The 23,515-nt window shown below is 51.1% G+C and carries 19 protein-coding genes; 12 read left to right on the top strand and 7 right to left on the bottom strand.

The window, feature by feature from the left end; genetic code table 11:
• Window positions 1-2 precede the first annotated feature (2 nt).
• The 4 genes from ruvA to aspS form a co-directional block, all read right to left on the bottom strand.
• Window positions 3-626 carry a Holliday junction branch migration protein RuvA gene (gene ruvA, locus FH974_RS05070; RefSeq protein ID WP_047883601.1) on the bottom strand — a complete coding sequence of 208 codons (624 nt, stop codon included), beginning with the start codon at window positions 624-626 and terminating at the stop codon, window positions 3-5.
• Between the two features lie 350 nt (window positions 627-976).
• The gene (gene ruvC, locus FH974_RS05065; RefSeq protein WP_047883278.1) at window positions 977-1,498 is read right to left on the bottom strand and encodes a crossover junction endodeoxyribonuclease RuvC; all 522 of its coding nucleotides are present in this window, start codon (window positions 1,496-1,498) and stop codon (window positions 977-979) included.
• Window positions 1,499-1,532: 34 nt separating this feature from the next.
• Complete coding sequence (locus tag FH974_RS05060) at window positions 1,533-2,276, bottom strand: YebC/PmpR family DNA-binding transcriptional regulator (RefSeq protein ID WP_047883277.1); 744 nt, start codon at window positions 2,274-2,276, stop codon at window positions 1,533-1,535.
• 263 nt (window positions 2,277-2,539) lie between these two features.
• A complete protein-coding gene (gene aspS / locus FH974_RS05055; RefSeq protein WP_047883276.1) occupies window positions 2,540-4,324 on the bottom strand; it encodes an aspartate--tRNA ligase in 1,785 nt (594 codons plus the stop codon).
• A 595-nt stretch (window positions 4,325-4,919) separates the two neighbouring features.
• Here aspS and FH974_RS05050 point away from each other — a divergent pair.
• The 9 genes from FH974_RS05050 (at window position 4,920) to FH974_RS05010 (ending at window position 14,297) form a co-directional block, all read left to right on the top strand.
• On the top strand, window positions 4,920-5,801 hold the full coding sequence (locus FH974_RS05050; protein WP_047883275.1) for a DUF72 domain-containing protein: 882 nt from the start codon (window positions 4,920-4,922) through the stop codon (window positions 5,799-5,801).
• Window positions 5,802-6,208: 407 nt separating this feature from the next.
• Complete coding sequence (cmoA, locus tag FH974_RS05045; RefSeq protein ID WP_047883274.1) at window positions 6,209-6,937, top strand: carboxy-S-adenosyl-L-methionine synthase CmoA; 729 nt, start codon at window positions 6,209-6,211, stop codon at window positions 6,935-6,937.
• A 15-nt stretch (window positions 6,938-6,952) separates the two neighbouring features.
• Window positions 6,953-7,927: a tRNA 5-methoxyuridine(34)/uridine 5-oxyacetic acid(34) synthase CmoB gene (gene cmoB / locus FH974_RS05040; RefSeq protein ID WP_047883273.1), complete on the top strand. Its 975-nt coding sequence runs from the start codon at window positions 6,953-6,955 to the stop codon at window positions 7,925-7,927.
• An 88-nt stretch (window positions 7,928-8,015) separates the two neighbouring features.
• Window positions 8,016-8,786, top strand: coding sequence for a putative ATP-dependent zinc protease (locus FH974_RS05035; protein ID WP_047883272.1), 771 nt, complete (start codon window positions 8,016-8,018; stop codon window positions 8,784-8,786).
• A 21-nt stretch (window positions 8,787-8,807) separates the two neighbouring features.
• The gene (locus FH974_RS05030; RefSeq protein ID WP_047883271.1) at window positions 8,808-10,313 is read left to right on the top strand and encodes an inactive transglutaminase family protein; all 1,506 of its coding nucleotides are present in this window, start codon (window positions 8,808-8,810) and stop codon (window positions 10,311-10,313) included.
• Window positions 10,314-10,316: 3 nt separating this feature from the next.
• Window positions 10,317-11,291 (top strand): alpha-L-glutamate ligase-like protein, encoded by a 975-nt coding sequence (locus tag FH974_RS05025; protein WP_047883270.1) that lies wholly within the window; start codon window positions 10,317-10,319, stop codon window positions 11,289-11,291.
• A gap of 216 nt (window positions 11,292-11,507) precedes the next feature.
• Complete coding sequence (locus FH974_RS05020; protein WP_107193855.1) at window positions 11,508-12,653, top strand: MalY/PatB family protein; 1,146 nt, start codon at window positions 11,508-11,510, stop codon at window positions 12,651-12,653.
• 123 nt (window positions 12,654-12,776) lie between these two features.
• Window positions 12,777-13,298, top strand: coding sequence for a VC2046/SO_2500 family protein (locus FH974_RS05015; RefSeq protein WP_047883268.1), 522 nt, complete (start codon window positions 12,777-12,779; stop codon window positions 13,296-13,298).
• A gap of 309 nt (window positions 13,299-13,607) precedes the next feature.
• The gene (locus FH974_RS05010; protein WP_047883267.1) at window positions 13,608-14,297 is read left to right on the top strand and encodes an SDR family oxidoreductase; all 690 of its coding nucleotides are present in this window, start codon (window positions 13,608-13,610) and stop codon (window positions 14,295-14,297) included.
• A gap of 313 nt (window positions 14,298-14,610) precedes the next feature.
• Here FH974_RS05010 and adhE read toward each other — a convergent pair whose 3' ends face one another.
• Window positions 14,611-17,301, bottom strand: a complete 2,691-nt coding sequence (gene adhE / locus FH974_RS05005; protein WP_047883266.1) for a bifunctional acetaldehyde-CoA/alcohol dehydrogenase — start codon at window positions 17,299-17,301, stop codon at window positions 14,611-14,613.
• Window positions 17,302-18,022: 721 nt separating this feature from the next.
• On the opposite strand from adhE, the gene FH974_RS05000 reads away from it, so the two are divergent.
• Together FH974_RS05000 and FH974_RS04995 are read left to right on the top strand one after the other, a co-directional pair.
• Window positions 18,023-18,661, top strand: coding sequence for a YchE family NAAT transporter (locus FH974_RS05000; RefSeq protein WP_047883265.1), 639 nt, complete (start codon window positions 18,023-18,025; stop codon window positions 18,659-18,661).
• 242 nt (window positions 18,662-18,903) lie between these two features.
• On the top strand, window positions 18,904-19,722 hold the full coding sequence (locus tag FH974_RS04995; RefSeq protein WP_047883264.1) for an ion transporter: 819 nt from the start codon (window positions 18,904-18,906) through the stop codon (window positions 19,720-19,722).
• A 174-nt stretch (window positions 19,723-19,896) separates the two neighbouring features.
• Here the strand turns inward: FH974_RS04995 and glpQ are convergent, their stop codons facing one another.
• Both glpQ and cysS read right to left on the bottom strand, forming a co-directional pair.
• Window positions 19,897-20,973 (bottom strand): glycerophosphodiester phosphodiesterase, encoded by a 1,077-nt coding sequence (glpQ, locus tag FH974_RS04990; RefSeq protein ID WP_207103533.1) that lies wholly within the window; start codon window positions 20,971-20,973, stop codon window positions 19,897-19,899.
• Between the two features lie 255 nt (window positions 20,974-21,228).
• Window positions 21,229-22,611 (bottom strand): cysteine--tRNA ligase, encoded by a 1,383-nt coding sequence (gene cysS, locus FH974_RS04985; RefSeq protein WP_207103532.1) that lies wholly within the window; start codon window positions 22,609-22,611, stop codon window positions 21,229-21,231.
• A 383-nt stretch (window positions 22,612-22,994) separates the two neighbouring features.
• On the opposite strand from cysS, the gene FH974_RS04980 reads away from it, so the two are divergent.
• Window positions 22,995-23,492 carry a peptidylprolyl isomerase gene (locus FH974_RS04980; RefSeq protein WP_047883261.1) on the top strand — a complete coding sequence of 166 codons (498 nt, stop codon included), beginning with the start codon at window positions 22,995-22,997 and terminating at the stop codon, window positions 23,490-23,492.
• Window positions 23,493-23,515: the final 23 nt, after the last annotated feature.

Here is a 23,515-nt window from a genome sequence, read left to right as displayed (position 1 = left end):
CCTTAAACCATGGACCGCAGGGCTTCACGGATAATCGTTTCACTGCTCATCTCCGGTGCAGCCACCTGAGCCACCACTTTCGACGCCTGCTGTGGTTTGTAGCCCAAAGCAATCAGGGCGCTGACCGCTTCATCTTCTGCTCGTGCTGCCGCTGCCGTGTCCTGAACCGGTGCGTTCGACGCTGCCGTATCCAGCGCAGGCGTAAACAGGTCACCTTCACCCCAGCCTTTCAGGCGGTCTTTCATTTCAACCACCAGGCGTTCAGCGGTTTTCTTCCCAACCCCGGGAATTTTCACCAGCGTGGTAATGTCTTCATTCTCAACACTCAGCACAAACTGGCTGGCTGTCATGGCAGAGAGAATAGCCAGTCCCAGTTTCGGGCCGACGCCATTCGCTTTAATCACTTCGCGGAACAGATCACGCTCGCTTCGTTTGTTAAAGCCGTACAGCAACTGGGCATCTTCACGCACCACATAGTGCGTTGCAATGACAGCTTCCTGACCGACTTCCGGCAGTTCATAGAAACAGCTCATCGGCATATTGACTTCATAGCCAATGCCCCCGACTTCCAGCAGGATTTCCGGCGGTTGTTTTTCGATAATGGTTCCACGTAGTCGGCCAATCACAGCAATATCTCTTCGTTGAATCACAAAATGGGTTTTAGGATAGTCAATGGCTGGATGTATATCCAGCATTTTTCTCCTTTTCAGAGGTGCTTTCTGCTTAAAGATTCAGCCTAGAGCAAAAAGAGTCACAGCGGGTGGGATAAACGGCACAGGAAACAAGCTTCGCTCATTAATCGACAGCCATCAGAAGCACTATCCACAGAACGCAGAACGCAGAACGCAGCACTAAAAAACAGAAAAAGATAAGAAAAGAAAAAAGCAGCCGAAGCTGCTTTTACTATTAACCATGGATATTTTGAGGCTCAATAACCAGTGCCTCAAAACGGGGAACCGTGATTCAAAAAACCGTGTTAGCGGTAACGCCCCCGACGTGCCCCCCGGGCCTGCCCGGCCATGGCGACCAAGGTTTTATGGGTATGGGCGTGGCAAATCGCCACAGCCAACGCATCGGCCGCATCGGCCTGCGGTTTGCCCGGCAATTTCAGGACTGAGCACACCATATGCTGCACCTGCGCTTTATCGGCGCCACCGGTGCCGACAACCGCCTGTTTGATCAAACGCGCAGCATATTCGTTTACCGGCAATCCGGCATTCACGGCCGCCACAATGGCACTGCCCCGCGCCTGCCCGAGTTTCAGCGCCGAGCTGGCATTTTTGCCCATAAAGACTTCTTCGATCGCGAACACATCAGGCTGAAACTGTGTGATCACTTCCGTCACACCGGCATAAATCTGCCTCAGGCGCCCCGGAATGGCTTCTTCGGAAGTGCGGATACAACCACTGCCGAGGTACTCAAGATGTCGCCCGACCTGACGAATCACACCGTAACCGGTGATTCGAGAACCGGGGTCGATCCCTAAAATGACTGACATTCAGTCAGACTCCTTGTTAGGGCAATCGTGACGCTTATAGCTGCGCCGCAACCTCATCTGAGATATCACCGTTGTGGTACACTTCCTGAACGTCGTCCAGCTCTTCCAGCGCATCGATCAAACGCAGCAGTTTAGGAGCAGTATCAGCATCCAGATCCGCTTTGGTTGACGGCACCAGTGTCACTTCTGCATTCTGTGCCTCGAAGCCTGCTGCATCCAGGGCATCTTTCACCGGACCGAATTCTGCCGGTGTTGTGTAAACGTCGATAGAACCATCATCGTTGGTTTCAACATCGTCCGCGCCCCCTTCCAGTGCCGCTTCCATCACCGCGTCTTCGTCCAGACCCGGCTCATATGAAATCACACCTTTTTTATCAAACAGGTAATTGACACTGCCGTCGGTACCCAGGTTACCGCCTGCTTTAGAAAAAGCATGACGTACCCCTGAAACGGTACGGTTACGGTTATCGGTCAGACACTCAACCATTACCGCAGTACCACCCGGCCCATACCCCTCATAGATAACCGTTTCCATGTTATCTTCACCTTCGCCACCAGTACCACGGCTGATTGCTCGGTTAATGGTGTCGCGGGTCATATTGTTTGACAGTGCTTTATCGACAGCAGCACGCAGACGAGGGTTGGTCTCCGCTTCGCCGCCACCTTCTTTCGCAGCAACCACGATCTCACGGATTAACTTTGTGAAAATTTTACCGCGCTTGGCATCCTGTGCCGCTTTACGGTGTTTAATGTTGGCCCATTTACTATGACCTGCCATATCACACTCCGAAAATCTTCCAGCCGAAAGGCTATATGTTTTACAAAATAGATTTTACTAAAATAGCTTTAACAATACAGAGTTACAAAACGCGCCATTTCAAACGCACCATTGCCAAAATGGCTTCTGCAAACACCGTATTTTATCTGTTGCGAGAGAGCCTCCCGCTAACCGGCACCCGATAAATCACGGCTGACGCCATTCTGGTGCGGCTAAAACAAAGACTGGCCTTTCGGCCAGTCTGATTGTTTGTGTGGGGTCGCTTACGCCTGCTCGGCGTTGTCTTCCTTCGCGGCCTTCACGGCAATTGCCAGTTCGTCCAGCGCAGCCGGGTTAGCAATGCTTGGAGCATCTGTCAGCAGACATGCTGCCGCCGTGGTTTTAGGGAAGGCAATTACGTCACGGATGTTTTCCGTGCCGCACAGCAGCATTACCAGACGGTCAAGACCAAACGCCAGACCGGCGTGTGGTGGCGTACCGAATTTCAGCGCATCCAGCAGGAAGCCAAACTTCAGACGTTGTTCGTCAGCGGCAATACCCAGGATATCGAATACTGCTGACTGCATGTCGGCATTGTGAATACGCACAGAACCACCGCCCACTTCGTAGCCGTTGATCACCATGTCGTACGCGTTTGAATTCACGCCAGCCGGATTCGCTTTCAGCTCTTCCGGTGAAACACCCAGCGGAGAAGTAAACGGGTGGTGCATCGCGTGCAGGTTACCTTCATCGTCTTCCTCGAACATTGGGAAGTCAACCACCCACAGAGGTGCCCATGCACTAGTGTCAGTCAGTTCCATATCGTTACCCAGCTTCAGACGCAGAGCGCCCATTGCTTCTTCAACGATACGTTTCTTATCTGCACCGAACAGCAGGATATCGCCAGTTTGCGCCTGAGTGCGATCCAGCAGCTGAGCGACAATGTCTTCGTTCAGGAATTTCGCCACCGGAGACTGAACGCCTTCGAAGCCTGCTTCGCGGTCATTCACTTTCATCCAAGCCAGACCTTTCGCGCCGTAGATACCCACGAAGTTTGTGTACTCGTCAATTTGCTTACGAGTCAGTACCGCACCGCCTGGTACGCGAATAACAGCCACACGGCCTTTCGGATCGTTTGCCGGGCCTGAGAAAACCTTGAAATCAACGTCTTTCAGGATATCAGCAACGTCTACCAGCTCCATCGGGTTACGCAAGTCAGGTTTATCTGAACCGTAACGGCGCATGGCTTCTTCATATTTCATGATTGGGAAAGCGCCCAGATCCACATTCAGCAGCTCTTGCCACATGTTCGCGATCATCTTTTCTGTCACTTCACGTACCTGCTCAGCAGACATGAATGACGTTTCGATATCGATCTGGGTGAATTCCGGCTGACGATCAGCACGCAGGTCTTCATCGCGGAAACACTTAACAATCTGGTAGTAACGGTCGAAACCAGACATCATCAGCAGCTGCTTGAACAACTGAGGAGACTGCGGCAACGCGTAGAAGCTGCCTTTGTGTACGCGGCTTGGTACAAGGTAGTCACGAGCACCTTCCGGCGTAGCTTTAGTCAGTACCGGCGTCTCGATGTCCAGGAAGCCGTTTTCATCCAGGAAGCGACGAACGAAGCTTGACGCTTTCGCGCGCAGCTTGATGCGATCACTCATTTCAGGGCGACGCAGATCCAGGTAACGGAACTTCAGGCGCTGCTCTTCAGTGTTCTTCTGGTTGAAGTCAAGTGGCAGTACGTCGGAACGGTTAATGATTTCCAGACCTTTCGCCAGTACTTCAACTTCACCGGTCGCCATATCTTTGTTGATTTGGCTTTCCGGACGCGTACGCACTTCACCGGTCAGACGGATACAGAACTCGTTGCGCAGTTGGTTAGCGACGTCGAATACATCTTTCATATCCGGATCAACAACTACCTGAACAATACCTTCACGATCTCGCATATCGATAAAGATAAGACCGCCTAAATCACGGCGACGGTTAACCCAGCCGCATAGCTCTACTGTTTGCCCTGCAAGGGACTTGTTCAGGTGACCACAATATTGGGTGCGCATATGAAATTCCCGATCTGTTTACTAACTTTCCTGAGTACACTGCCACCTTAAAAATCACACAAGCAGCGTACTATCTGAATTCTTCCCGGCCAATAAGATTAAACTTTGCGCAATCTGACGTATTACCGTCGGCCGAGAGACAAAAATAACGAGGTATTATATACCCAAGTCCCCTAACTTGCATGTTCAGCGCCAATTAATTACCGGAACGACAGTACCGAAGCAAAATGTCCTGAAGTAAACAGTACCTAGCTAACAAGCGCGGTGATAACCAAGACTTTAATAGCCGAGATTTGATAACCGAGACGATGGTAACAAAGGCCCGCGAAACCACAGCACTGACGGACACAGCACTGACGGATACACAAGGTTGAAGCCAATATAACCGGCTAGGTCCGACATCCGTCAAGAGTCTGAAACACTGCAAGGAGAACACTGAGTAACAAGAAGTTCCAATGTAGAAAAAAACACGGCCGGAAATCAAGCAAAAAACCACTCAGAATCAACTGATAGCAGCAGAAAGATTGACCCAACACAAACAAACTCTTCACAATAGCGGTATTTCCGCCACATTCAGCCTGGAAGGACACCTGTTATGCCCTCACCCACTCCCCATCGTCCCGTACTGCTTGGACTGGCCATGTGGTCTCACAACCACTGGCAACAGTCGCTGTATGGCAATGGCTGTAAAAGTGGCGACCGGCTGGCGAAGTACGCGGAGGTGTTTCACACCGTCGAGGGCAATACCACGTTCTACGCGACGCCCTCTCTTGGCACCGTGAAGAAATGGCATGATGCCACACCTGATGATTTCCGTTTTACTTTTAAGTTTCCGCAAGCCATCACCCATCAGCAGCAACTCGCCCACTGCGACCAGTTGGTGGCCGATTTCCTGTCTGTGATGGCTCCGCTGGTCGACAAAGTCGGGTTGTGGACAATTCAACTGCCAGCCCAGTTTGGTCCCGACCACCTGGGCGCTCTGGAGCAGTTTCTCAACCGCCTGCCTCGCCATTTCCCGGTCGGAGTGGAAGTCCGTCACCCGGCGTTCTTTCAAAAAGGCGAGGCCGAAAAACAACTCAACCGCCTGTTGCTCGACCATCAGGCAAACCGCATTATCATGGACAGCCGCCCGGTTTTTGCCGCCGCCCCCACTACTGAGGCGATCATTGATGCGCACCAGAAAAAACCCCGGGTGCCAGTGCATGCGATCGCCACCGCCGATCATCCGATGATCCGCTTCATCGGCCACCCGGAGGAGGCTGACAACGATCCCTTTTTTGCCAATTGGCTGGCGCGCCTTCCGCAATGGCTGGCCGACGGCAAGCAGCCTTATCTTTATATCCACACGCCTGACAATAACCGGGCACCGGAACTGGCTGCGCGGTTGTATCAGCAATTGCAAAAAGTCAGCCCGATAGCACTGCCCGATGTCAGTCTGCCTCCGGATGACAGTGCGGCGCAGTTCAGCCTGCTGTAGCCCCCTGCTGTAACCCCCGCATGTTCTGTACCGAGTGCAAAGCCGGGGCGTGCCAGGTTGCAGCCCCGAACATCAACACTAAGTATTAAAACCGGGCTGAAGCACAAAACCCATGCATCACCACAAAATCCATGCATTACAGCGTAGGACACGCGGCACACTCGGCATAGGGCACAAAGGTCGATTCGGGCCAATCACGGCCGCCAGCCCCGTCAACGCCTCCCCTATCAGCGCTTTACTGCCGCCAAAGCAAATATAAAACACTAAAGACAAACGGGCGCAGATTCACTACAATACGCGACCTTTCAGACGGTGACGGAACACCCGAGCCCGGCTTCTTGCACAGAGCGCCGGACGATAGTTCAGGATCCCTACTCTCAAGTAAGATATTAATGAGGTTCGTGAGAATGGCAGGTCACGACAATATTTTTGCCGCGCCCATCGATAAATTGGGTGATTTCACTTTTGACGAGCGTGTCGCTGAAGTTTTCCCGGACATGATCCAACGCTCGGTACCGGGCTACAGTAACATCATTTCGGCAATCGGCATGCTGGCAGAGCGTTTCGCCAAACCACATACGAACCTCTATGATCTGGGTTGCTCGCTGGGTGCCGCGACCCTGTCAATGCGCCGCCATATCCGACAGGAAGGCTGCCACATCATCGCTGTGGATAATTCCAGTGCGATGGTTGAACGCTGCCGCCTGCACATTGAAGCGTACCGCTCCGACACCACTACCGAAGTGGTCGAAGCCGACATCCGTGATATCGCTATCGAAAACGCATCGGTCGTTGTGCTGAACTTCACCCTGCAATTTCTGGCACCAGAAGACCGCATGACGCTGCTGGAAAAAATTTACGCCGGCCTGCGTCCGGGCGGGATTCTGATCCTGTCTGAGAAATATATCTTCGATGATGAGCAGGTCCACGAGCTGTTAATAGACCTGCACCATGACTTCAAGCGTGCCAACGGTTACAGCGAGCTGGAAATCAGCCAGAAGCGCAGCGCTATCGAGAATGTCATGCGCCCTGACAGCATTGCCACCCACAAAGAACGCTTTGCAAAAATTGGTTTCAGCAGCTCGGAAGTCTGGTTCCAGTGCTTCAACTTCGGCTCGATGATTGCGATCAAATAAGGTTACTCGCTGTTTATGTTTAGTTTTTCAGAGTTTTATCAACTCATTGCCCAACACCCGACGCTGCGTCCCTGGCTTAACACCCTGCCACAACAGCTGGCCGACTGGGAAGAAGCCTCCCATGGCGACATGGCCCGCTGGATGCGTGCGCTGAAAAAATTTCCGACCGACAAGCCGGACATTATCGATCTGAAGCACGCCGTGCGTGTCGAGAACTCGACGCCGATTGCCGACGGTGAGATGAAACGCCTGGAAAGCCTGCTGCGTCTGCTGCACCCATGGCGCAAAGGGCCTTACCACATGCATGGTATTCATATTGATACCGAATGGCGCTCTGACTGGAAGTGGGATCGTGTACTGCCACACATTTCTCCGCTGAAAGGCCGTGCGGTGCTGGATGTCGGTTGCGGCAACGGCTACCACATGTGGCGCATGCTAGGCGAAGGCGCGCAGCTGACGGTCGGCATCGATCCGTCAAACCTGTTCCTGATCCAGTTCGAGGCCATTAAGCGCCTGCTGGGCCAGCAACACCCGGCTTACCTGCTGCCACTGGGCATCGAGCAACTGCCTGAACTGCGCGCGTTCGATACCGTGTTCAGCATGGGCGTTCTGTACCATCGCCGTTCTCCGCTGGATCATATCATTCAGCTCAAGAACCAACTGCGCAAAGACGGTGAGCTGATTCTGGAAACCCTGGTCATCGACGGTGATGAGAATGCGGTACTGGTGCCGACGCACCGTTACGCGCAGATGCACAACGTGTACTTCTTCCCGTCTGCTAAAGCGCTGAAGGTCTGGATGGAAAAATGCGGACTGGTTGACGTGAAAATCGTCGACGAGTGCGTGACTTCCCTCGATGAGCAACGCTCAACAGACTGGATGACTAACAACTCGCTGCCAGACTATTTGGATCCGGATGACCCAAGCAAAACGATTGAGGGCTACCCGGCACCTAAACGTGCGGTTCTGATCGCTCGAAATCCTGACTAAGTACTGACAAGGGATGCTGTTCGCATCCCTTTTTGTAAGTTAAAATACTGCTGCCTAAGAAAAAAATACCGACTTCCCGGGAGAAATAATGCTTCGCCGCTGTGTGCCATTACTGACCCTTGCCCTCCTTTCAGGGTGCTCTCTACCCCAACAACAAGAACAGCATGAACAAACCATGGATGCCTTAAACACCATGGAAAATCGCGTTCATTTCCAATTGGCGACTATGCTCAAGCAAATTGATGAGCAAAACAATTACATCGCTGGGCTGGAAAAAGATCTATCTACGTTGTCGGCAGACGTTGCCCAGCAAAATGCCCAGCTGGCAAAAGCTGCGGCAGAGGAGCGCAGGAAGCAGAAAGCGCTGACATCAACAATCAGTATCACGGATGACACGCGTACTGCTCACGGCAAAGTTATATTAGGTGAAGAGGAATGGGTCTGGTTAGATTCCCTTAAAGCCTCTTTCAAGGCGCGAGTGGATACCGGTGCCACAACCTCTTCACTGAGTGCGACCGACGTTCAGGTATTTGAGCGCGACGGCAAACAATGGGCTCGTTTCAATCTGAACCATGATGCCAATGAACGCCCTGAAGATGCCGATATGGTTGAGGCTCCAGTTGTTCGCTGGGTGAAAATTCGCCAGGCTAACAGCGAGGAACCGCAGCGTCGCCCGGTTATTGAAGCTTGGGTGAAGCTGGGCCAGCTCCATGAAAAGGCTCAATTTACTTTGGCAGATCGGACGCAAATGACCTATCCAGTATTATTAGGTCGTGAGTTTTTCAAAGACATAGCGCTTGTGGATGTGGGTAAAACGTTTGTTCAGGGCAACAACGAACAACAGGTACAAAAAAACTGATAACAATTCGATGAGGATGTCATGACATCAAGAATCCCGTTCTACTTTCTGATCACCCTGCTTATCATTGCGGGTACAGCGCTGAGCATGTACCGTCATGATGTGTATGGTGTGCCCTGGACTCCAGGCGAACAACGCGCGCTATGGGAGCTGGAAGCCCGCATCGAGTTTGATGCTATTGGCGATCCGGTCAAGGTTTCTATGGCCGCGCCGGAAACACAACAAGGTTTTACTCAGATTGACGAAAGCACCTCATCACCGGGTTACGGTGTCGCTCTGATCGACACGAACCAGGGCCGCCGGGCAGAGTGGTCGGTTCGTCAGGCGACGGGCAAACAGGTTCTCTACTACAAGACCCAGATGCTGGTTGATGATCAGGCGAGCTTTAAAGTTGACCCGCCGAAAGGTGAGACGCCGGCTGTCAGCCTGGACAACCCGCAGCAAACCGCGGCCACTGCCCTGCTGACTCAGGCCCGGACTTTATCTTCTGACAACATCACGCTGGCCCGCGAGCTGATTAAACAGTTCAACGACAAGAACAACCAGAACTCCGCACTGCTGCTGAACAGCCTGAGCCGTGAGCGGGCGATCATCAGCCTGTTGTCTCTGGAGAAGATTCACGCCCGTATCGTCGGTGGCCTGCAACTGGAAGATGGCCGTCGCCGCCAGAGCATCACCCCGATGGTTGAGGTCTGGAGTGGCGAGCACTGGGAACTGTTCGACCTGCAAACCGGTCGCGAAGGCAAGCCTGACAACATTCTGTTGTGGAACCAGGAAGGCCATTCACTGCTGGACGTCATCGGTGGCCGTAATTCCAATATCAGCTTCTCGATCATTGCGCAGGATATTACGCCGCAGCAGGCAACCCGTGAAAAAATCCAGGCTGAAGATCTGCTGAACTTTTCGATTCACAGTCTGCCGGTTGAAGAGCAGGCCATGTTTAAGACCATCATGCTGATCCCTATCGGCGCACTAATTGTAGTGTTCCTGCGGATTATCGTCGGTCTGAAAACCTCCGGTACCTTCATGCCAGTCCTGATTGCAGTCGCTTTCGTGCAGACACAGCTGATCACCGGTGTGCTGGGCTTTTTGCTGATCGTCGGTACCGGTCTGATCATCCGAAGCTATCTGTCCAGGCTCAACCTGCTGCTGGTCGCGCGGATATCGGCGGTCATCATTACGGTTATCATGATTATCTCAGTATTTACCGTCGTGGCCTTCAAAATTGGCCTGGTGGAAGGTCTGACCATTACCTTCTTCCCGATGATCATCCTGTCATGGACCATCGAACGTATGTCCATTCTGTGGGAAGAAGAAGGTGCCAAAGAAGTCCTGATTCAGGGTGGTGGCTCGCTGCTGACCGCGATTCTGGTGTACATGGCCATGACGAACCCGATGATTCGTCACCTGACCTTTAACTTTATCGGGATGCAGCTGATTGTGCTGGCCATGATCCTGATGCTGGGTAACTACACCGGTTATCGCCTGAGTGAACTACGTCGCTTCAAGCCGCTGACGGAGGACTAAACCATGTCATTTCTGTCGCAGTTTACTTCGCCTTTCAAGCTGCGCCATCGCGGCATTATGGGCATGAATAAGCGTAACCACAGTTACATTGGCCGATACAATGACCGAAGCCTCTACCCGCTGGTTGATGACAAACTGAAAACCAAAATCATTGCTCAGCGATCCGGTGCGACGGTACCTGAACTGATTGGGGTCATCGACAGCCAGGTGAACGTAAAACGCGTTCATGACATGGTGAAAGACTGGCCGGGCTTTGTGATTAAACCGGCCCAGGGTTCCGGAGGTAAGGGCATTCTGGTGGTGATCAAGCACAAAGACGGCATCTATGTGAAGCCGTCGGGTGCTGAGATGAACAAAGAAGATGTGGAACGTCACATTACCAACACCCTGGCGGGTCTGTTCTCTCTCGGGGGCAAAAACGATGTTGCCATGGTTGAGAACCTGATCCAGTTTGATGATGTGTTTGACGGCTTCAGCTTTGAAGGGGTGCCGGATATCCGGGTCATCGTTTTTAAAGGCTACCCGGTGATGGCCATGATGCGCTGCTCAACAGCTGCATCTGACGGCAAAGCCAACCTGCACCAGGGTGCGGTCGGTGTGGGTATTGATATCGCCAGCGGCAAAGCCGTGCGCGCCGTTCAGTTTAACCAACCGGTTGAGCGCCATCCGGACACCGAGCGCCTGCTGAGTGAGCTCACCGTTCCTTACTGGGAAAAGCTACTGACTCTGGCAGCCAGCGCCTGGGAAATGACCGGACTGGGCTACATAGGCACGGATATGGTGCTGGATAAGTACAAAGGCCCGATGGTTCTTGAGCTGAATGCCCGTCCCGGACTGGCGATTCAAATTGCCAACGGATGTGGTCTGCTGCCTCGACTGCATCACATCGAAAACTTGGGCGTTCCGTCAATCCCGCCTTCTCCGGCTGAGCGGGTGGCCTATGCCGCTGAGCAATTCGGCGCCAAACCTCAATTCTGATCCTTAAGCCCCCATTTTTGGGGGCTTTTTTCTGCCTCGCCGAGACGCCATAATGCTGTCTGATTTTCTTTGCATGGATTGACTCAGTAACCGTCTTCACAGCGTGTGACTTGAACACTCTGGGCAGACCCCGTTTTGAGCCATGTAGCCATATACTGAACCACCTGAAACTAAATCACTTGCTCCGCCCCCATTCACTCAACAAGGATGTCTGCCATGGCGAACGACCCGTTATTTGACCTGCACATTGACCGTACCCAGAGCAACAGTATCAAATGGAATAAATACAAAGGTCAGGACATTCTGCCAATGTGGGTTGCTGACAGCGATTTCCGCGCGCCGGATGCCATTATCAATGCTCTCCACCAGCATGTTGATCACGGTATCTTTGGCTACGGCAGCGCACCCGAAAGCCTCACTGCCGCGCTGATTGAACGCATGAAGCATCTTTACCAGTGGGAAATACAGCCGGAGTGGATTGTGTACCTGCCGGGGCTGGTGTGCGGCATCAATCTGGCCGTTCGGGCACTGACGACCCCGGAACAAGCCGTGGTCTGCCCAACCCCCATTTATCCACCGTTTAAGTCATCCGCCAAACTGGCACAACGGGAGTTAGCCACCCTGCCGGTGACGTTGGATAAACAGCGCTGGCTGATGCAACTGACGCCCAGTCACGTTACTCCGGCATCGCGCCTGCTGCTGTTCTGTAACCCGCTCAACCCGGGGGGAACCGTATACCGAAAAGAGGAGCTGGAGCAGGTGCTGGCCTTTGCCGAACAACATGACCTGCTGGTATGTTCCGATGAGATTCACTGCGATCTGCTGCTGGAGCCCGGCTGCCGACACACTCCGTTTGCCAGCCTGAACGACAGCGCGGCACAACGTTCGGTGACACTGATTGCACCCAGCAAAACGTTCAACATCGCCGGTCTGGGCGCGTCAATGGCGATCATCCCGAATCCGGCATTGCGCAAAGCCTTTCTCCGAACCCGTGCGGGCATTGTCCCGGATGTCAATGTACTGGCATACACAGCCGCCGAGGCTGCTTATACCCAAGGTGAACCCTGGCTGGAGCAACAACTGGCGTTTCTGCGCGGCCATAAGGCCAAGCTGGAGGCTGCAATCAATGCCCTGCCATACCTGAAACTGCATCCGATTGAAGCCACCTATCTCGCCTGGATTGATGCAACGGCTCTGCCAGTTCCGTCACCGCACAAATTTTTTGAGCAAGCCGGTGTCGGACTATCTCCGGGAGCGGACTTTGGTCACCCGGGCTTTGTCCGGCTCAATTTTGCCTGCCGCACGGAAACACTGGATGAAGCATTGCGCCGTATAACCAACGCCATCAACGCACTTGGCTGATTACGCGAAAATTTTCTAAAGTTATCTGTCACCTGACCGATACCCTGAACATCAGCGAGCTTTTCGACTTGTCGCAATGCTCGCATCAGAACATCAGTTCCCGGTAGGTTCGGTCAGGCTTCCATGCAAATCCATACATTAGACAAAGCACAGCTGATAAACGAAGTTCAGCTCGGCAGCCAGCTCAACCAGGCGGTTGAGACAGGTCGTCGTGCTGATTTTGCGCTTATGCTGGCAATGTTGTCTCCGGATCGCCTGGAAACCGTACCGGTTGATACCCTGCCGGCAACGGAACAAACCGAAGGGGATCTCCGGGCATACTTTGAGCTGCAGCCGCCCCGACCGCTTTCAGCCAGCGAATCTTGCTATGAAAACAGTGCCCGACAAGCGCAAGCTTTTCATGATGGCGGGATGGCTGACGTACGCTTGCTCAGCGGATTATCCCCCACAGCCCTGACGTACCCGCCAACTGGCACCAAAGGCATGCCGGAAGAGCTGTACCATAATCTGTCCGGCCATGAACGCCGGATGCTGCCACCTAAAGAAGACGTTGCCTTGAAAGCGTCACCTCAAGACCTGTATTTGTCTCTGGTTCAAGCCAAACGTTTCGCAGAAATGAGCCATCATTTCACGGTATCTGCTTGATTTTACCGCAACAGATCACACTACAATTCTTCCCGCGAAGGACACCCGATATTTTTCGTGACCATCTTCATAGCTTTGTCATTTCGATGCGGCACGATGTCGGCTGTTCGCTAACATTCAATAACAGACATGCACGGTTGGGCTTCAGGATCCTGTTTGATCCCTGCCTGTAATGTTGGGTTATTGATTGAACAACAGGCTGTAGGACGATGCGTCAGGCCACGAGTGAACCAGATGCCTGCCCATCCCTCCGACACGGTGAAGGGAAACCGGAGACCGTTTGCAGTCACCTGAACGAGAGGAAGAGCCATGAATATTGCTCAATCAGTCATACTCGTCACCGCCGCCGGCAGCCCTTTGGGGAAAGCCCTTTCCCTGCATTTCGCTTCTTTGGGGGCGATGCTTGCTCTGGTGGACAGCCACCCTCAGTCGCTACAGCAGACTTTATCGGCATGTCGAGCCGTCGGGGCGCACAGCCAATCCTTTCTGACCCAATATGACGATGAACAACATGTTGCTGAGATTATCGACAATGTCCATCACCATTTTGGCAAAATCGATGTGCTGGTGAATTGCTGGTTAGGAGCAGAACTGCCCTCGTTACTCGGTCCCAGCTCCGTTGATCAATTCAGCCAAACGCTGATCAAATCCATGACCCCTTTCTTTATTTTCGGCAAGATGGCGGCGCGCTATATGTGCGCTCAGAGTTGCCGGGGGGTGATCATCAATCTGGCAGCCGATACTAACTGTGCGCACACAGCGATCCACTCTGGCTCAAAAGCCATGGTTTCGGGACTCACCCTTAGTTGGGCCAAAGAGCTGGCAGAGTTTAATATTCGGGTGGGAGGCGTTGTGCCACTGACCATTGACTGCCCGTGCCGTAACCAATCCCAGAATGTCATCAGCCTGCCGCTCCAGTATGAAATTGTTCGCAGCGCGGAATACATTGTTGCCAATGACTATTTCAATGGCCGAATGATTGAGGCCGAAGTTAGCTGAAGGTGCAGCAAATTAACGTGCATCAGCAGTGAATTTCAGAGAAACACCCACTGAATCAGCTCAGAGACATACACCAAACCAGCCTACGGGCTGGTTTTCTGTTTGTGGGGTGCCTATTTTTTTCTATTTGTGTAGCTGTATCTGTATCTGTATCTGTATCTGTATCTGTATCTGAAGGATATTTCTCTTAGTGGCACAGCGGTGCCAGTCGATTCTTTCTTGAGGCGAGTAAATGGCCAGAAACACGCAGATAAAAAAAGCCCGCCAAAACGGCGGGCTGAACGTTAATGTTGTGCGCTAGCGAAAACAGTGATTAGGCTTCAGCTTTCGCTTTTTTTGCTGTAGCAGGTTTCTGGTCTGCTTTTTTCTTGATAACAGTAGTGCCTTCGAAAGTTTCACCTTCTACATAAGCTTTACCGTAGTAAGACGCGACCAGTACATCTTTCAGCTCGCTGATCAGTGGGTAACGAGGGTTCGCACCAGTACACTGGTCATCGAATGCTTCTACAGCCAGTTCGTCCAGTTTCGCCAGGAAGTCTGACTCTGGAACACCCGCAGCCTGAATTGACATTGGGATTTCCAGGTTCACTTTCAGCTCATCCATCCAACCCAGCAGACGCTCAATTTTCTGTGCTGTACGGTCACCCGGCTGAGACAGACCCAGATGGTCAGCCACTTCCGCATAACGACGGCGCGCTTGAGGACGGTCGTACTGAGAGAACGCCGTCTGTTTCGTTGGGTTGTCGTTAGCGTTGTAACGTACCACGTTAGAAATCAGCAGGGCATTCGCCAGACCGTGCGGCAGGTGGAACTCAGCACCAATTTTGTGTGCCATTGAGTGACAAACACCCAGGAAGGCGTTGGCAAACGCGATACCAGCGATAGTTGCCGCATTGTGCACTTTTTCACGGGCAATCGGGTCTTTCGCACCATTTGCGTAGCTAGATGGCAGGTACTCTTTCAGCATCTTCAGCGCTTGCAGAGCCTGACCGTCAGAGTACTCGTTCGCCAATACAGATACATAGGCTTCCAGAGCGTGCGTAACGGCATCGTAACCACCAAAGGCTGTCAGCGATTTAGGCATGTTCATCACCAGGTTCGCATCAACAATTGCCATGTTTGGTGTCAGTTCGTAGTCAGCCAGTGGGTATTTTGCACCTGTTTTGTCGTCGGTAACAACAGCAAACGGTGTCACTTCTGAACCTGTACCTGATGTGGTAGTGATACAAACCAGCTCAGCTTTTTCACCCATTTTCGGGAACTTGTAGATACGTTTACGTATATCCATAAAGCGCATTGCCAGTTCTTCGAAGTGTGTATTCGGATGCTCGTACATTACCCACATGATCTTCGCAGCATCCATTGGTGAACCACCGCCCAGAGCCAGGATAACGTCAGGCTGGAAGCTCTTCATCGCTTCAGCACCTTTCTCAACCACAGACAGCGTTGGATCCGCTTCCACGTCGAAGAAAGTCTGCACTTCCATACCTTGTGCTTTCAGCAGCTGAACCACGTCATCGGCATAACCGTTGTTGAACAGGAAGCGGTCAGTTACCAGGAATGCACGTTTCTTACCAGCCAGGTCACCCAGTGCGATTGGCAGACTACCACGGCGGAAGTAGATAGATTTTGGAAGTTTGTGCCACAACATATTCTCAGCTCGCTTCGCTACTGTTTTCTTGTTGATCAGGTGTTTAGGACCGACGTTCTCAGAAATTGAGTTACCGCCCCAAGAACCACAACCCAGAGTCAGCGAAGGCGCAACATTGAAGTTGTACAGGTCACCGATACCACCATGCGTGGTTGGGATGTTAATCAGGATACGCGCTGTTTTCAGCTTGTCGCCGAAGTATTTGATACGATCCTGGTTAGTGTCCTGGTTAGTGTACAGGCCAGATGTGTGACCGATACCACCGATTTCAACCATAGTCACAGCCTGAGCCACCGCATCTTCGAAGTCGGTCGCACGGAACATACCCAGGGTTGGAGACAGTTTTTCATGAGCAAATGCGTCGTCATAAGACACTTTGTCCAAGCCTTCACCGATCAGTACTTTCGTATCCGCAGGCACTTTCACACCCGCCATTTCAGCAATTTTCGTTGCTGGCTGGCCAACGATTTGCGCATTCAGGTTGCCGTCAATCAGCAGCACTTTACGAACTTTGTCTGCATCTGCTCGACTCAGTACATAGCCTTTGTGAGAAGCAAAACGCTCTTTCACTTCATCGTATACTTTATCAACCACGATAACGGCCTGCTCAGAGGCACACACCACACCGTTGTCGAATGTTTTAGACATCAGAACCGAAGCAACAGCACGCTTGATATCAGCGGTTTCGTCGATAACAACTGGTACGTTACCCGCACCTACACCAATAGCAGGTTTACCTGAAGAATAAGCCGCTTTAACCATGCCCGGGCCACCAGTCGCCAGGATAAGGTTAATGTCATCGTGCTTCATCAGCGCGTTAGACAATTCCACTGATGGCTGATCAATCCAACCAATAATGTCTTTTGGCGCGCCAGCCGCGATTGCTGCATCCAGAACCAGTTTCGCTGCAGCGTTTGTCGATTCTTTTGCACGTGGGTGTGGTGAGAAGATGATTGCGTTACGGGTTTTCAGGGCAATCAGCGATTTGAAAATAGCAGTAGAAGTTGGGTTAGTGGTCGGAACGATACCACAGATGATACCGACAGGTTCGGCGATAGTGATAGTACCCAGGTTGTCATCCTCTTCCAGGATGCCACAGGTTTTTTCGTCTTTGTATTTGTTGTAGATAAATTCAGAAGCAAAGTGGTTTTTGATCACCTTGTCTTCAACAATACCCATACCGGATTCTGCTACGGCTTGTTGAGCTAGTGGGATACGCGCGTTGTTGGCCGCAAGAGAGGCTGCACGGAAGATTTTATCAACTTGCTCCTGAGAGAAAGTCGCAAACTCTTTCTGAGCTGCTTTAACACGTGCAATCATTGCATCCAATTCAGCCATATTAGTTACAGGCATAGTTAACTCCTAACTTAATATTGAAAACTTTTTAGTAAGGATACGTCTTACATCCTTATTGTTACCTTACGAACATCCCGCTCAAACAAATTGGTAACACACACGCTTAGTAAACCGCTTTCGAAACTGATTATATTCTTTCACACCTCGAAAAAAATTGATTTAGATCATTTGCACCTATTTATAGTTACAATTTGATACTCTCAATTTAATATCAATACAAATCAAATGGTTATTATCATTACTTCGAGATGAAGAAAAACAGCAATACGCATTCAAATGCACAAATCGTTCTTTAGCGACCCTCTGAATTTACGTAATAATCCTACACATTTTGTAAAATAGCGAAACAAACTCGACCGAGATCACACAAAAAACCGATGTTCAAATCAACGTCGGATACCGTTCTGTAGCACAGCGCTATCCCACTAAAGGGTAAGCCATAACGAAGCCTTTTTACAGGTGAGCAACAAGAACTTCATAAATTACTTTTTGGGTTTTGGAGTGACAGCGAATTTTATTGTTGGACAACGGACTTTTGGCTTAAAGTATCACCAATCAACAACCCTACATGATCATATCTACTGCGACTTCGGGGACTTTTCAGGGGAAAATGGCGCCAGTAAATTGTGCCCCATTTCCCTTGCCGTTCGGTCTCAGCCGGATCATTTGTTGAGATGCACTATCCTGTATCAACGACGACAAGAACCACTACAACACAATGCCATCTATTGAACTTGCTATATTTTTGCAATTTTTCATCGGCCTTATCGCCGCTGTAAACCCCATTGGAATCATGCCTGTTTTCGTTTCGCTGACCGGACATATGACACCGGAAGAACGGAACAAAACCGCTATCACCGCTAACGTGGCCGTTGCCGTGATCCTCACAGTGTCACTGCTGGCCGGTCAGCTTTTGCTGGATCTATTCAGCATCTCCCTCGACTCGTTCCGGGTGGCCGGTGGTCTGCTGCTACTGACCATCGCTTTCTCGATGATGAGCGGTAAGCTGGGTGAGGATAAGCAGAATAAACAGGAGAAATCGGAATCAATCAGTCGTGAGCAAGTCGGCGTCGTCCCGCTGGCGATGCCATTGATGGCCGGGCCTGGTGCGATCAGCTCCACTATCGTCTATGGCTCACGCTATCCCTCGCTTGGCACCACATTGGGGATTGTTGTGACAATCGCCTTTTTTGCTTTCTGCTGTTGGCTGCTGTTTCGTGCCGCCCCAATCATTGTCCGCTTCCTGGGACAAACGGGGATCAACGTTATCACCCGTATCATGGGTTTGATTCTGGGCGCACTGGGTATCGAGTTTATTGTCAACGGATTGCGGGTTCTGCTACCAGGTTTGGCTTGATCCGCTTCCCGTCATCAAAGAAAGAAATAAAGATTTCAAAGAAAACCAGGGTAGCTAAGGCTGCCCTTTTCTTTATAGATTACATGGATTATCCGCACACCAGATTAAGCAGCTGCGCTTACATTGTTTCCCTCCGCAATCCCCGATATCCTTGTGCGAAAGCGAAAATATAAATATTAAAAAGCAATGCTCCCAAAGCATGCCTCAAAAAGTAATGGCCAAAGAAAAAGGAAAGCAAGCCAGTGGACTCTCCCCGCTTAAAAGACACCCTGTATGAGGTGATTTTCGGTACCCAGACTAAAGCCGGTCAGTATTTTGATATCGCCTTAATCGTTACCATTATTTGTTCTGAGCTGGTGCTTATCCTCTCAACCGTGGGATCAATCAACACCCGCTACGGGGAAGCGCTGTTTATTCTGGAATGGGTCTTTACCCTGCTGTTTACCATTGAATATGGTGTGCGTCTGTACTGTTCGCCCAAACCCTGGGCTTATGCCAAAAGCTTTTATGGCATCGTCGATTTGATAGCGGTGCTGCCAAGCTACCTGGCCTTCCTTTTCCCGGGCTCACACTACCTGCTCATTGTCCGCCTGATCAGGGTCATGCGTATTTTCCGGATCCTGAAACTGGCCCGCTTCCTGAAAGATTCTAATATCCTGCTTCGTTCACTGCTGATGGCGCAGCGTAAAATCTTTGTCTTTTTCAGCACGGTAGCCATTCTGGTCACAGTACTCGGTTCACTGATGTTTGTCGTTGAAGGACCGAACAACGGATTTACCAGTATTCCGATCAGTATTTACTGGGCTATCGTGACAATTACGACGGTGGGTTATGGCGATATTGTGCCACAGACGGAAATCGGCAAAGCGCTGGCCGCCTTTACCATGCTATTGGGTTACTCCATTCTGGCGGTGCCGACCGGGATCATCACTGCCGAGCTGAGTCAGGAATTGCGCACCCAGCGGGATTTAATCCGGTGCACCAACTGCTCCGTCAGCGGCCATGAAACCGATGCGCGCTACTGCCGCAAATGCGGCACTGAGTTACCCGAACATCTGTAAGTCCTCGGTAAGCCGAGCGCGCCCTACGTGGGTTACTCCATGTGGCCGAATCGAAGAAAAGCGAAGTTACAGAAACAAGAAAGAATACAGATAAAAAAATAGCGGCTTACAGGCCGCTATTTTTTTGATAAACGCTCGGTATTGGCAAAAAGCCCGAGGATGTAGCGCTCGTGATTAGTGCTTTTCCGTCGCCAGGAAGTTTACTGCTTTATCCGGAAAATCGGTGAACACGCCATCAACATCTGCGGTATTGTAGAAAATGTTCAACATGTCATTGAAGTCATTGGCATAGGCCGGAATACGTCCCATATCGCTGCGGAAAGTGTAAGGATGCACCTGCATACCCTGCGCATGTGCTGCTTTTACCAGCCCTGTCAGCTTGATGTTTCCTTTGGTTGACTCGTCAGAAACAACCATCGGTTTCCACGGACCAATGCCATCAGCATACTTGGCGACCGTTTCCATTCCGCCTTTTTTAAACATCCAGTCGTAGTTATAGGGTGCCGCCTGGCCTTTCTGATCATACACCATGGTCTCATTCCAGTCGGTGTAAGCCATCAGCTGAACCAATTTCACATCCATACCCAGTTTTGGCATCAGTTGGTCATGAATGCGTTTCAGCTCATCAAAATCAAAAGTTTGCAGGTATACCTTACTGTCTTTGCTGGTGTAACCGTATTGCTTCAACACGTTCAGCACTGCCAGACTGATATCTTTCCCTTCATGGCGGTGGAACCACGGCGCTTTGATTTCCGGATAGATACCGATGTCGTAACCCAGGGTTTTGTTTAGCCCCTGAATCATCTCAATTTCTTCCTGCAGCGTCGGCACTTTAAAATCCGATTTCCACATTGGGTAACGCTCAGGGAATCCCTGAACCTGCTTCCCAGCTTTAATATCGAAACCTTCTGTCACACTGAGCTGTTTAATCTCAGCCAGTGTAAAGTCAATTGCATAGTAACGGCCATCTTTGCGTGCGCGGTCAGGAAAAACCTCTGCCACATTGGTGACCCGATCCAGGTAATGATCATGTAATACAACCAGTTGATCATCTTTAGTCATGACCACATCCTGCTCGATGTAATCCGGCTTCATCGCATATGCCAACGCTTTAGCCGGCAGAGTATGTTCAGGCAGGTAACCGGAAGCGCCGCGGTGTGCAACAACGATTTTACCTGAGTCAGCCTGAGCCAGTGCGGGGGTACTGAGGATAGTCGCGCCAATCAGCGCAGTAAGTATGGTTTTCTTCATTATTATCATCCCATTTGGTGAGCGGTGTTCTCTTCCGCCCAAATCCAGCGAATTACCGAGGCTGATGATAATGACTTACGAACATTAAACTAATATTTCACTTTCTAAATGTGATCATAATGCGCGATTTCGAAATTATTTTATTATCAATGTGATATGTATTGCCAAAATTGACAATAAAAAAACCGGTGCATATGCACCGGTTTTTCAATTGGAATCCGAATCGTTGCAATCGGGAAAATCGCAACCCGGAATTTACTTACGACGCCAGGTTGTTCCCTGTGGGCCGTCTTCCAGGATGATGCCCATTGCCGCGAGCTTGTCACGCGCTTCATCAGCAGCAGCCCAGTCTTTTGCTGCACGTGCATCCAGACGTTGCTGAATCAGTGCTTCAATTTCCGCCACATCTTCATCCTGACCAGCGCCACCTTGCAGGAAGGCTTCCGGCTCCTGACTCAGCAGGCCCAGCACATCAGCCAACTCACGCATGCGTGCCGCAAGACCAGCGGCCGCCGCTTCATCTTCGCCTTTCAGGCGATTGATTTCACGGGCCATGTCAAACAGTACAGAGTAGGCTTCCGGCGTGTTGAAGTCATCATTCATCGCTTCTTTAAAGCGGGTCACGAACTCCTCACCACCGTTAGCTTCTGCAGCAGCATCCAAACCACGTAGCGCGGTATACAGACGCTCAAGCGCTGAACGGGCTTGCTTCAGGTTATCTTCACTGTAGTTCAGCTGGCTGCGGTAATGGCCAGACATCAGGAAGTAACGTACTGTTTCAGCATCATAGTGGGCCAGTACGTCACGGATAGTGAAGAAGTTACCCAGCGATTTAGACATCTTCTCGCGATCAACCATCACCATGCCACTGTGCATCCAGGTATTTACATACTTAGAGCCCGTCGCACAGCAAGATTGTGCAATTTCATTTTCGTGGTGCGGGAACTGCAGGTCAGAACCACCACCGTGGATGTCAAAGTGATCACCGAGGATCGCCGAGTTCATTGCCGAACACTCAATGTGCCAGCCCGGACGACCTGGGCCCCATGGTGATTCCCATGTCGGCTCACCCGGCTTAGACATTTTCCACAGAACGAAATCCAGCGGGCTGCGTTTTGCCGTTTCGATATCAACACGGGCACCGGCCTGCAGCTGATCCAGATCCTGCTTCGACAGCTTACCGTATTCGTCAAACTTGCTGACTTCGAACATTACATCGCCATTGTCGGCCACATAGGCAAAACCACGTTCAATCAGACGCTCACACATTGCGATGATTTCAGCAATGTAAGCCGTCGCACGCGGCTCAATGTCAGGACGCTTCATGCCCAGCGCATCGAAATCAGCGTACATTTCGCCGATCAAACGCTCGGTCAGTGAATCACAGCTTTCGCCGTTTTCTGCCGCACGTTTAATGATTTTATCGTCAATATCAGTGATATTACGAACAAACGTCAGGTCATAGCCCAGGTAACGCAGGTAGCGGGAAACCACATCAAACGAAACGAAAGTACGGCCATGACCGATGTGACACAGATCGTAAATGGTAACCCCACAGACATACATGCCTACTTTGCCAGGCTGGATGGGTTTGAATTCCTCTTTCTGTCTAGTCAGTGAGTTATAGATCTTCAACATGTCTCTTTGCTACTCATTTGGTGGGGTTACAATATGAAGGAGTAATTACACCTCTAATGGCAGGCTAAGGCAAGGAAAATTGCGTATCTGCCTGACTCTGCCCGGCAATCCTGCTGTCTGATGCGATCTGCGGCACATACAGTGCTTTTGCTGGCCAGCCCTGTCATGCCAATGCCACTATCCTCTTCTATAGTTAAAGCCAACTCTTTCTGCTTTCAGCAGTCAGGCAATCCGGACTGTACGGTCAACATACCGTGAAAATGCAGGCTTTCTCTACAAATGACAGCCCGGCTCGTTATCCGCCGCCAATATTATTGACGCGTTAGACGAGTACGTTACAATCCAACGTTTAAAGCAATAGATATCCATTAAAGGACAAGCTCATGGTAACGCTTCACACTACTTTTGGTGACATCAAAATCCAACTGAACGCGGAAAAAGCGCCAGAAACAAGTGCCAACTTCCTGCAGTACTGCCGTGACGGTTTTTACGACGGTACGCTGTTCCACCGCGTGATCGACGGTTTCATGATCCAGGGCGGCGGTATGGCGTCAGGCATGGTTGAGAAAGAAACGCGTGCACCTATCAAGAACGAAGCAAACAACGGTCTGAGCAACAAAGTCGGTACCATTGCAATGGCACGTACTATGGAGCCGCACTCTGCAAGTTCTCAGTTCTTCATCAACGTGAACGACAACAAATTCCTGGATTTCAAATCAGAAACACCAGACGGCTGGGGTTACTGTGTATTCGGTGAAGTGGTTGAAGGTATGGACGTTGTTAACAAGATCAAAGCTGTTGCAACAGGTAACTGGGGCTATGTTCACCAGGACGTACCGGTTGAAGAAGTCGCTATCAACGGCGTAACCATCGAAGAGTAATTCTTCATTCAGGGCGGCCTTAT

Origin of the sequence: Photobacterium ganghwense, assembly GCF_017329545.1 — a bacterium.
GTDB classification, from domain to species: domain Bacteria; phylum Pseudomonadota; class Gammaproteobacteria; order Enterobacterales; family Vibrionaceae; genus Photobacterium; species Photobacterium ganghwense.
This window is presented reverse-complemented; position numbering and strand designations above follow the sequence as displayed.

Excerpts from the sequence above, each read along its gene's own strand:
- ruvC (WP_047883278.1), bottom strand. The coding sequence starts at position 1,498 with ATGTCAGTCATTTTAGGGATCGACCCCGGTTCTCGAATCACCGGTTAC.
- FH974_RS05060 (WP_047883277.1), bottom strand. The coding sequence starts at position 2,276 with ATGGCAGGTCATAGTAAATGGGCCAACATTAAACACCGTAAAGCGGCA.
- aspS (WP_047883276.1), bottom strand. The coding sequence starts at position 4,324 with ATGCGCACCCAATATTGTGGTCACCTGAACAAGTCCCTTGCAGGGCAA.
- FH974_RS05050 (WP_047883275.1), top strand. The coding sequence starts at position 4,920 with ATGCCCTCACCCACTCCCCATCGTCCCGTACTGCTTGGACTGGCCATG.
- cmoA (WP_047883274.1), top strand. The coding sequence starts at position 6,209 with ATGGCAGGTCACGACAATATTTTTGCCGCGCCCATCGATAAATTGGGT.
- cmoB (WP_047883273.1), top strand. The coding sequence starts at position 6,953 with ATGTTTAGTTTTTCAGAGTTTTATCAACTCATTGCCCAACACCCGACG.
- FH974_RS05035 (WP_047883272.1), top strand. The coding sequence starts at position 8,016 with ATGCTTCGCCGCTGTGTGCCATTACTGACCCTTGCCCTCCTTTCAGGG.
- FH974_RS05030 (WP_047883271.1), top strand. The coding sequence starts at position 8,808 with ATGACATCAAGAATCCCGTTCTACTTTCTGATCACCCTGCTTATCATT.
- FH974_RS05025 (WP_047883270.1), top strand. The coding sequence starts at position 10,317 with ATGTCATTTCTGTCGCAGTTTACTTCGCCTTTCAAGCTGCGCCATCGC.
- FH974_RS05020 (WP_107193855.1), top strand. The coding sequence starts at position 11,508 with ATGGCGAACGACCCGTTATTTGACCTGCACATTGACCGTACCCAGAGC.
- FH974_RS05015 (WP_047883268.1), top strand. The coding sequence starts at position 12,777 with ATGCAAATCCATACATTAGACAAAGCACAGCTGATAAACGAAGTTCAG.
- FH974_RS05010 (WP_047883267.1), top strand. The coding sequence starts at position 13,608 with ATGAATATTGCTCAATCAGTCATACTCGTCACCGCCGCCGGCAGCCCT.
- adhE (WP_047883266.1), bottom strand. The coding sequence starts at position 17,301 with ATGCCTGTAACTAATATGGCTGAATTGGATGCAATGATTGCACGTGTT.
- FH974_RS05000 (WP_047883265.1), top strand. The coding sequence starts at position 18,023 with ATGCCATCTATTGAACTTGCTATATTTTTGCAATTTTTCATCGGCCTT.
- glpQ (WP_207103533.1), bottom strand. The coding sequence starts at position 20,973 with ATGAAGAAAACCATACTTACTGCGCTGATTGGCGCGACTATCCTCAGT.
- cysS (WP_207103532.1), bottom strand. The coding sequence starts at position 22,611 with ATGTTGAAGATCTATAACTCACTGACTAGACAGAAAGAGGAATTCAAA.
- FH974_RS04980 (WP_047883261.1), top strand. The coding sequence starts at position 22,995 with ATGGTAACGCTTCACACTACTTTTGGTGACATCAAAATCCAACTGAAC.